This is a genomic window from Dokdonella sp. (assembly GCF_039926425.1).
Lineage (GTDB): Bacteria > Pseudomonadota > Gammaproteobacteria > Xanthomonadales > Rhodanobacteraceae > Dokdonella_A.
This window is the reverse complement of the sequence record NZ_JBDSWZ010000114.1, coordinates 1-8485: the sequence shown is the minus strand read 5'-3', so window position 1 is coordinate 8485 and position 8485 is coordinate 1. Positions and strand designations below refer to the sequence as shown.

Genomic DNA, 8485 nt, shown 5'->3' with positions numbered 1-8485 from the left:
ACCGGAGATTTCCATGCGCATCCTCTTGTATGCCCTCTTCTTTCTTGCCGGTGGAACCGCGCTGGCACAGGAGCGTGCCATCGCATGGGTGGGCACCAACGGCGCCGGGACGGTGGTGCGATTCGATCCGGATCACCTCCCGCGCCCTGCGCTGATTCTGTTCTGGGCGACGTGGTGCCCGTACTGCAAGGCGCTCATGCCTCATCTGCAAAAGGTGAGGGACGCCGCGGGAGCGGATCACCTCGACATTTACGCGATCGACATCAAGGACGACGGCGATCCCCGGGCCGAATTGCGCGAGCGTGGCCTCGACTTCACCCTGATCACCGACGGGGACGCCATCGCGGCGCAGTATGGAGTGAAGGGAACGCCGACCTTGCTGCTGGTCAATGCACAGGGCAGCGTCGCCTACCGGATGGGCAGCGATTCACCGGACACGACCGAGGCCACGCTTCGGGAGAAGCTTCACCTCCATCCTGCGTCGCCCGCAAAGCGCTGACGCGAGCACAGACGCTGTTTGTTGCGTCACCGACGGGGTTCGACCGTGATGACGGTCTTGACCGAATTGGCGATGAAGCAACGGTCGTGCGCAGCTTCGTGCATCGCGTCGACGCTCGCGTCGTCTGCGGCATGGCCCGGCGCGAAATCGACGCACGGACGCAGCACGACATGGGTGATCGCCTGCTTTCCGGGTCCGATGCGCGCCATCTGCCCGACCGCGTCATCGTCGTAGCGATCAATCACGAAGCCGCGTTCGGCTGCGATCGCGAGAAACCACAGCATGTGGCAACTGGAGATCGCCGCGATGAATGCCTCTTCGGGATCGACCGCCGTAGGGTCTGACCACGGCAGAGGCACGACGTGTGGAGACGACGAGCCAGCCACAATCGCGCCGCCGTCGAAGCGCCATTCGTGCCGACGCGAATACGCGTTGCTGGCGAAGTCCGCACCGGCGTCTCGCCTCCAGTGGATGTGCGCGCTGTAGTCCGTCATCGTTCGGTTCCTGGCCCGGTCGGCGGAATCCGCATGCTAGCGTCGTTGTCACCAGGATGCAGGGTGCAACGCGGTGTGCACCGATCGTGATCGCGACGGCGCCCGCGCGCCGGTCGCGCAGAGCCGATTGCATCGACGGCGCGCTGCCGTTTTAATGGTCCGCCCGTTTTCCCCAGCACCCTCCCAAGGAGTTCCGATGTCCGTCGTGCGCATGAGCGATCTCGATCTGTCCGGCCGACGCGTGCTGATTCGCGAGGATCTGAACGTGCCGATCGACGCCGGTCGCATCACGTCCGAAACGCGCATCGTCGCGGCGTTGCCGACGCTGAAGCTCGCGCTGGAAAAAGGAGCCGCGGTGATGGTGACTTCACATCTCGGCAGACCGAAGGAAGGGATCTGGTCGGAAGAGGATTCGCTTGCACCCGTTGCCCGACGTCTGGGCGAGCTGCTCGGTCGCAACGTTCCGCTGATCCGCGACTGGATCGATGGTGTTGCGGTTGCAGCGGGCGAGATCGTGCTGCTCGAGAATTGCCGCATGAACGTGGGCGAGGCAAAGGATGACGATGCACTCGCGAAAAAATACGCCGCGCTGTGCGACGTCTACGTGATGGACGCGTTCGGGACCGCGCATCGCGCGCAGGCATCGACGCACGGCGCGATCCGCTTCGCCACGATCGCCGCGGGCGGTCCGTTGTTGATGGCCGAACTCGATGCGTTGGCCAAGGCGCTCGACAAGCCCGCGCGGCCGCTGCTCGCCATCGTTGCCGGCTCCAAGGTCTCCACCAAACTGACGTTGCTGGAGACACTGGTGAGCAAGGTCGACCAGTTGATCGTCGGCGGCGGCATCGCAAACACCTTCATCGCAGCGATGGGTCACAACGTCGGCAAGTCGCTGGTCGAGCGGGATCTGCTGGAGACCGCGCGCCGCATCATTGCCGATGCGGCGTCACGTGGCGCCGATGTGCCGGTGCCCACCGATGTGGTCGTTGCACCCGCGTTTGCAGCCGATGCGCCGGCGACCGTAAAAGCGGTCGACGAGGTCGGGGACGACGACATGATTCTCGACATCGGCCCCGACACCGCGAAGCGGTACGCCGAACTCATCGCGAGTGCGGGAACGGTGGTGTGGAACGGGCCGGTCGGCGTCTTCGAATTCGACGCGTTCGGAAAGGGCACCGAAACGCTCGCACGCGCGATTGCCGCATCCAGGGCGTTTTCGATCGCCGGCGGCGGCGATACGTTGGCAGCAATCGAGAAGTACGGCGTCGCCGATCAGGTCTCCTACATTTCGACCGGCGGCGGTGCGTTCCTCGAATTCCTCGAAGGGAAGACGCTGCCGGCGGTCGAGGCGCTCGAAGCGCGCGGCTGAATCGTTGAATGGTCGGGATGTGCGTGCGTTCGCACCGCGTACGATCGACTCCTTGTTACATTCCCGCCGACCAATCGGGAAACGACATCATGAAGGCATGGCTTGCAGCCGTCGCCGCAGCGGCGCTGCCATTGCATTGCATTGCTCAAGCGGTGCAGACCGGAACTCTCGAGCTCCGCTGGGGCGATCCGCCGCCGGGCAGTGGCGCGGCGCCACGATTCGAGGCGCGCATCACCGACGCGGACGGTCACGTCCAGGCGATCGACGCACAGCAGGCGTTGCGCGCATCGCAGGATCTGTTCTCGCTTTACGGACGCGAGGTGGATGTCATCGCGCAACCGGGCCTGCGAACGGGCGACACGCTCGTGCCGGAATCGATCATGGCGTCGGGCGTGTCGGTGCAGGCCACGCAGATGCCGCGCGTGCTTGGCTCGCAACCGTGGGTGACGTTGCTGTGCAAGTTCGCCGACATCACCGACGAGCCGCGTGACATCCCGTATTTCACCGGGACGCTGTCGAACGATCCGGGCCGGCTGGACCAGTACTGGCGCGATGTGTCGTATGACAAGGTCGACATCGTCGGCAGCGAGGTCCATGGGTGGTACACGCTGCCGCACCCCCGCGTGCACTACGTGCCGCTCAACGCGGATGGCAGCGACGGCCGCGCCGATCTCGACGCGTTGTGGAATGACTGCACGCACGTTGCGGATGTGAGCGTGGACTTCACTCCCTTTGTCGGCATCAACACGATGTACAACGCGAACCTCGACTGCTGCGCGTGGGGCGGCGGGCACCGCGCGACCCTCGATGGAGTGAACAAGATCTGGTATTCGACATGGGAACCACCGTGGGGTTATGCCAACGAAGCCCCGCTGGCGCATGAGATGGGGCACGGCTTCGGTCTTCCGCACGCGAACAATTCGGACCGCGATTCCGACCCGTACGACAATCCGTGGGATGTGATGAGCGACGCCTGGGACCACGCAGGCGGTGACTCCACCTTTGGCGCGCAGCCCAAACACATCGGTATCTGGTCGCGCGATCATCTGGGCTGGATCGATTCGGCGCGCAAGGTGACGATCTCGGACGATGGGTCGGTCACCGGCATCGTGCTCGATCGGGCCAGCCTCATCGGTTCGACGAATCCGCAGATGATCGAGGTGACCTTGCCGGCCCCCGAGCCTGCGTCGCACTACTACGTGATCGAGGCACGCAAGCGCGTCTCCGGCTTCGAAGTGAATCTCGCCGGCGACGCAGTGATCATTCACGAGGTGAGCCTCGGTCGCAGCGAGCCTGCATGGAGCGTCGATGCGTCGGTTCCGCCTGCCAATGTTGCGGATGATCCGGGCTCGATGTTCGTCGTCGGGGAACAATGGACGGAACCCGGCGGCGCATTCACCGTGCACGTCACCGCCCAAACGGCGGAGGGATTCGTGCTGGACGTGCAGCGTGGTCCGGGCGACGTGATCTTCGCGAGCGGTTTCGATTGATGGGCCTGAGTCTTTTCGATCTCGACGGCACGCTGATCGACTCCGAGCAGGGCATCGTCAACTCGATCGAGTACGCATTGGCGAAACTGGACGTTGAAAGTCCGTCGCGCGCATCGCTGCGCGACTGGATCGGACCTCCGCTGCGCGCGATGTTTCCTCAGGTCCTCGGAAACGACCCGGCGACAATCGAGCGTGCGGTCGCCTGCTACCGCGAGCGCTTCAACGACATCGGCTGGCGCGAGCACACGGTGTATCCGGGAATCGGCGAGGTCATTCACGCACTCGCCACGCGCGGTGACCGATTGGCGGTGGTGACGACCAAAGCCGATCTCTATGCCGAACGTATCGTGCGCGGACTGCCGTTCGGTGACCGCTTCGAGCGCGTCTATGCCGCAGCGCCAGCAAGCCACGATAGCGAGAAAGCGGCGATGATCGCGCAGGCGCTTCGGGATTTCGAGACGAATGCAGGCGACGCGGTGATGGTCGGCGATCGTCGTTTCGACATCGACGGCGCACGCGCGAACGGTGTCCGTGCAATCGGGGCCGGTTGGGGATTCGGCAGTCGCGAGGAGCTTCGCAACGCGGGCGCCGATGCGATCGCCGAGACGGTCGAGGAGCTCGGATCGATGTTGTTGCGGAAAGCGCCTGCAGAAGACTGAAACACGAAGGACACGTTGGGGAAAAAGGCACGACGATGCCGGACGTTTCGCGCGCCTACGCTGCCGATCAGCGCTGGATCGACGCTCCCTTCACACGGACGTTCCGCGAGGTCGCACGCGACGTCGGCGGGGGTCGGCGTGACGACTGAACCGCTTCGTTGCGTCGCGTATGATCGGGGCGTGCCACGGCAACGTGATCGATCGTTGCCGACCTCCGGCCATCCGCCGTTCGAACCGAAGGAGATCCACCCTGTGCAACCGCAACTTCGACGCACCAAGATCATTGCGACACTCGGTCCCGCCACCGATGCGCCCGGTGCGTTGAAGCGGTTGCTGGCTGAAGGCGTCAATGTGGTCCGGCTCAATCTCTCGCACGGAACGCCGGACGATCACCGCGCCCGCGCTGCGGCGGTTCGCGCCGCAGCGGCCGAACTCGGCAACGAGGTCGCGATCCTCGCCGACCTGCAGGGGCCGAAGATTCGCGTCGAGCGGTTCGCCAACGGGCCGATCGAGCTGCAAGCCGAACAGGTTTTCACGCTCGACTGTCGGCCTGACGCACCCGCCGGCGATGCAACGCGGGTGGGCGTCAGCTATCACGATCTATGGCGCGATGTGAAACCTGGCGACATCCTGCTGCTTGACGATGGCCTGATCGCGCTCGAAGTGCTCGAAGTCGGCAAGCAGACCGTTCGCTGCAGCGTGCTGATCGGCGGCAGGCTGTCCGATCGCAAGGGAATCAACCGGCAGGGTGGCGGTCTCACCGTGGCTGCGCTGTCGGACAAGGACCGCAACGACATCAAGCTCGCTGCCGAACTCGAAGCGGATTTTCTCGCAGTGTCATTCGTGAAGACTGCCGACGACATCCACACGGCCCGCCGACTGCTGCACGAGGCCGGCGGCACTGCCGCGCTGGTTGCGAAGATCGAGCGCGCCGAAGCGATCGTCAACCTCAGCGAAATCGTCATCGCATCGGACGCGGTGATGGTCGCGCGGGGCGATCTCGGTGTCGAGATCGGCGATGCGGAATTGCCCGGCCTGCAGAAAAAGATCATCCGCGAGGCGCTGCTGCAGAGCCGGGTCGTGATCACCGCGACACAGATGATGCAGTCGATGGTCGAATCGCCCATTCCGACGCGCGCCGAAGTGCTCGACGTCGCCAACGCAGTGATCGACGGCACTGACGCGGTGATGCTGTCGCAGGAAACCGCGGCCGGCAAACATCCGGACAAGGCGGTCGCCGCGATGCGTCGCGTCTGCCTCGGCGCCGAACGCCAGTTCGAGCCGACCGAAGATCTCAGCGTGGGCGCGCATCGCCTCGACCGCACCGACCAGGCAATCGCCCTGGCCGCCATGTTCCTCGCCGGACAGATCGGCGTGCGCGCGATCGTGGCGCTCACCGAAAGCGGCGGGACCGCGCAATGGTTGTCACGTTACCGGTCCATCGTTCCGATCTATGCGCTGTCACGCAATGCCGCTGCGCGTCGCCGCATGCTCCTGTACCGGGACGTGAATCCGATCGACTTCGACGCGCAAGGCGTCGGGCCAACCCAGGCGGCTCGCGATGCAATCCGTCATCTGTTCACCCTCGGCCACCTGAGCGTCGACGACCGTGTGATCCTCACCACCGGCGATCACACCGGCCAGCTCGGCGGCACGAATACCCTGAAACTGCTCAAGGTCGGCCAAGGCGGCGTCGCCGAGGGTCTTGGGGAGCTTTGACGGACGCTGAGCGGCGCTGCGCAAGGCAAACGATTGAAACACGGGGAACACGACGGAAAAGACTGCGGAAAGAGCAGGTTTACCGGAACGCTTTTCTTCGTGCTTCACGCTGTCGGTCCTGATCCGGGCCTTGCACCGCTCCGATGACACATGCGGCCGCGAATGCGCACATTGGTGGATTGGACGGCGTTTTCCGCCGATCACTCGTAGAATGGGCGCACTGCGATCAAGCGGCCGCCCGGTCCGAGGAGTGCGCGTCATGTTGCGTCCAACCACGATTGTTTTTGCGATCGCCTGCTGCGGCAGCGCGTTTGGCCAGTCCATCGCGCCGCCGAAGACGGTGGCGCCAGAGAAGCTTGCAGGCTACTGGACGATGATCACCTCGTCGGTTGAAGCCAACGTGCCGAATATTTCCAAGGGCGTCGAGAAGCCGGGCTGCGCGACGGTGTCGTTTGTCGTCGGCAGCGACGGCAACACCAGCAATGTGCGGGTGCAAAAAGTCGTTCCGGAAGGCGATTTCCGCAAGATCGCAGAGGGCATGGCGACAGGGCTGCATTTCGAACCGACCGTGTCCAACGCCGGTCGCCAGTCGGTGATGAGCTGGTTGATCTTCCCGTTCAACCTGCCGTCCGATCCTGCCGCGCGCGAGGCGGTGATGCAGGCGTGCGCGATCGACAAACTCGACACGAAGGCGCCCTGATCCATGCGAGGACGATGCGCCTGCTGCCATCGTCCGGCGCACGCCTGCAGACGGGGTGAAACCCGTCCGTGAGCGCGTTCAATCCCGCTGCATTCAACGTCTGCACGAATTGCCGTCTCGCGATGGACGACGGCGACGTTCGCTGCACCCGCTGCGGAGGCGCATTGACGCGGTCGGATCCGCGCCTGTTCATCGGCGAACGTTTTGGACGCTACGAGCTGCTTGACGTGATCGGCACCGGCGGCATGGGTGTCGTGCTTAAAGCGCGTCATCGCACGCTCGGCCACGATGTTGCCATCAAGCTGCTGCGCCCCGGCGCGGTCGACGCGCAATTGCGCGAACGTTTTCTGCGCGAGGCGCGCCTGCTCGCCGGCCTGCAGCATCCGAACATCGTGCTGATCCACGATTTCGATGTGTCGGACTGGGGTGTTCCGTACTACGTGATGGAATACCTCGAAGGCTACGGCCTTTCGGAGGAGATCGCCCGCCATCCGCACGGCCTCGGATGGGCGCGGCTCAGCGAGATCCTTCATGGCGTCGTCGACGCGCTCGCGTTTGCGCACGCGCGCGGAATCGTCCACCGCGATCTGAAACCCGACAACATCTTCATTGCACGGAAGAACGGCGAGGAGCAGGTCAAGCTGCTCGATTTCGGCATCGCACGTTGTCTCGAGGAAAACGACGACGACAGCGCACGGCTGACCCAGGCCGGATTCGTCGTCGGCACGCCGCTGTACTTCGCGCCGGAGCAGTTCTTCGGATACCCGGTGACGCTGGCAACCGACCAGTTCGCGCTCGCACTGATCGTCGCGGAAATGGTGCGCGGCAAGCCGCTGCGCAGCGGTCGCAGCTTCAGCGAGATCTCGTTCGAGGGGCTCGCGAATTCGGCGACCGACATGTCGACCCGCCTGCCGGACGGCATTTCCTTGGCAGCGACCGCGGCGATCGGTCGCGCGCTGAAAGTGGATCCGGCTGCACGCTTTGCGGATGTTCCCGCGTTCGCCCACGCGCTTGGTCTCGATCGCAAAGCGTCGACGCCACGACCCGTCATGCCTGCCGCGCTCGCGGATACACGTCCGGCACCCCGGTTGGTCGAGTCCGACGCCGCCGCACCACGCGCGCGAGCGCCGCGCGCGAAGGCGTGGCCGTACGCCGCGATTGTCGCGCTCCTTCTGCTGGCGGTGATCGGCGGATGGCGCGTCCATTCGCTGCCCGAAAATCCGACGGGAGCGAACGCATCGATACCGCCGTCCACGTCGGCGTGGCTGCGCCCACGTCAGCAGTTCGGCGTGCCCATCGACGCAAGCAAGATTCTCGGTCGGCGCGGCGACGTGATCGTTCTGGGTTCGGCCGATGGCTGGTACTTGCGTCCACTGGACGCGTCGGTCGAAGCCAGTCGCATCGTGCTTCCGTCGGATCAGCGTCTGCTCGGGTCGCTCGAGGACGGCCGCCTTGCGATCGTCATCGGCGATGCGCTTCAGGCGGTCGATCCGCTGACGCGCGACGCGACGCTGCTCGGCAAATGGCCGGAGGGGATCGACGCCCGGTCGATCGT

At 64.8% G+C, this 8485-nt stretch carries 8 protein-coding genes; 7 read left to right on the top strand and 1 reads right to left on the bottom strand.

Translation table 11 applies throughout. The features are described 5' to 3' along the window. Positions 1–499: TlpA disulfide reductase family protein (locus tag ABIV12_RS07135; protein WP_348057708.1), on the top strand; the 499-nt coding region annotated here is incomplete at its 5' end. A 26-nt stretch (positions 500–525) separates the two neighbouring features. Here ABIV12_RS07135 and ABIV12_RS07130 read toward each other — a convergent pair. Then, complete coding sequence (locus ABIV12_RS07130) at positions 526–993, bottom strand: OsmC family protein (protein ID WP_348057706.1); 468 nt, start codon at positions 991–993, stop codon at positions 526–528. 196 nt (positions 994–1189) lie between these two features. Between ABIV12_RS07130 and ABIV12_RS07125 the strand changes: the two genes are divergently transcribed. The 6 genes from ABIV12_RS07125 to ABIV12_RS07100 form a co-directional block, all read left to right on the top strand. Further along, entirely contained in the window at positions 1190–2362 is a 1173-nt protein-coding gene (locus ABIV12_RS07125) for a phosphoglycerate kinase (RefSeq protein WP_348057704.1), read from the top strand. Between the two features lie 89 nt (positions 2363–2451). Further along, entirely contained in the window at positions 2452–3852 is a 1401-nt protein-coding gene (locus ABIV12_RS07120) for a hypothetical protein (protein ID WP_348057702.1), read from the top strand. After that, on the top strand, positions 3852–4511 hold the full coding sequence (locus ABIV12_RS07115; RefSeq protein WP_348057700.1) for an HAD hydrolase-like protein: 660 nt from the start codon (positions 3852–3854) through the stop codon (positions 4509–4511). Before ABIV12_RS07120 ends, ABIV12_RS07115 begins: the two co-directional genes overlap by 1 nt. 252 nt (positions 4512–4763) lie before the next feature. Further along, complete coding sequence (pyk, locus tag ABIV12_RS07110) at positions 4764–6230, top strand: pyruvate kinase (protein WP_348057698.1); 1467 nt, start codon at positions 4764–4766, stop codon at positions 6228–6230. Positions 6231–6489: 259 nt separating this feature from the next. Beyond that, positions 6490–6930, top strand: coding sequence for an energy transducer TonB (locus tag ABIV12_RS07105; RefSeq protein ID WP_348057696.1), 441 nt, complete (start codon positions 6490–6492; stop codon positions 6928–6930). Positions 6931–6998: 68 nt separating this feature from the next. Beyond that, on the top strand, positions 6999–8485 hold a 1487-nt coding region (locus ABIV12_RS07100; RefSeq protein ID WP_348057694.1), incomplete at its 3' end, for a serine/threonine-protein kinase.

Excerpts from the sequence above, each read along its gene's own strand:
- ABIV12_RS07130 (WP_348057706.1), bottom strand. The coding sequence starts at position 993 with ATGACGGACTACAGCGCGCACATCCACTGGAGGCGAGACGCCGGTGCG.
- ABIV12_RS07125 (WP_348057704.1), top strand. The coding sequence starts at position 1,190 with ATGTCCGTCGTGCGCATGAGCGATCTCGATCTGTCCGGCCGACGCGTG.
- ABIV12_RS07120 (WP_348057702.1), top strand. The coding sequence starts at position 2,452 with ATGAAGGCATGGCTTGCAGCCGTCGCCGCAGCGGCGCTGCCATTGCAT.
- ABIV12_RS07115 (WP_348057700.1), top strand. The coding sequence starts at position 3,852 with ATGGGCCTGAGTCTTTTCGATCTCGACGGCACGCTGATCGACTCCGAG.
- ABIV12_RS07105 (WP_348057696.1), top strand. The coding sequence starts at position 6,490 with ATGTTGCGTCCAACCACGATTGTTTTTGCGATCGCCTGCTGCGGCAGC.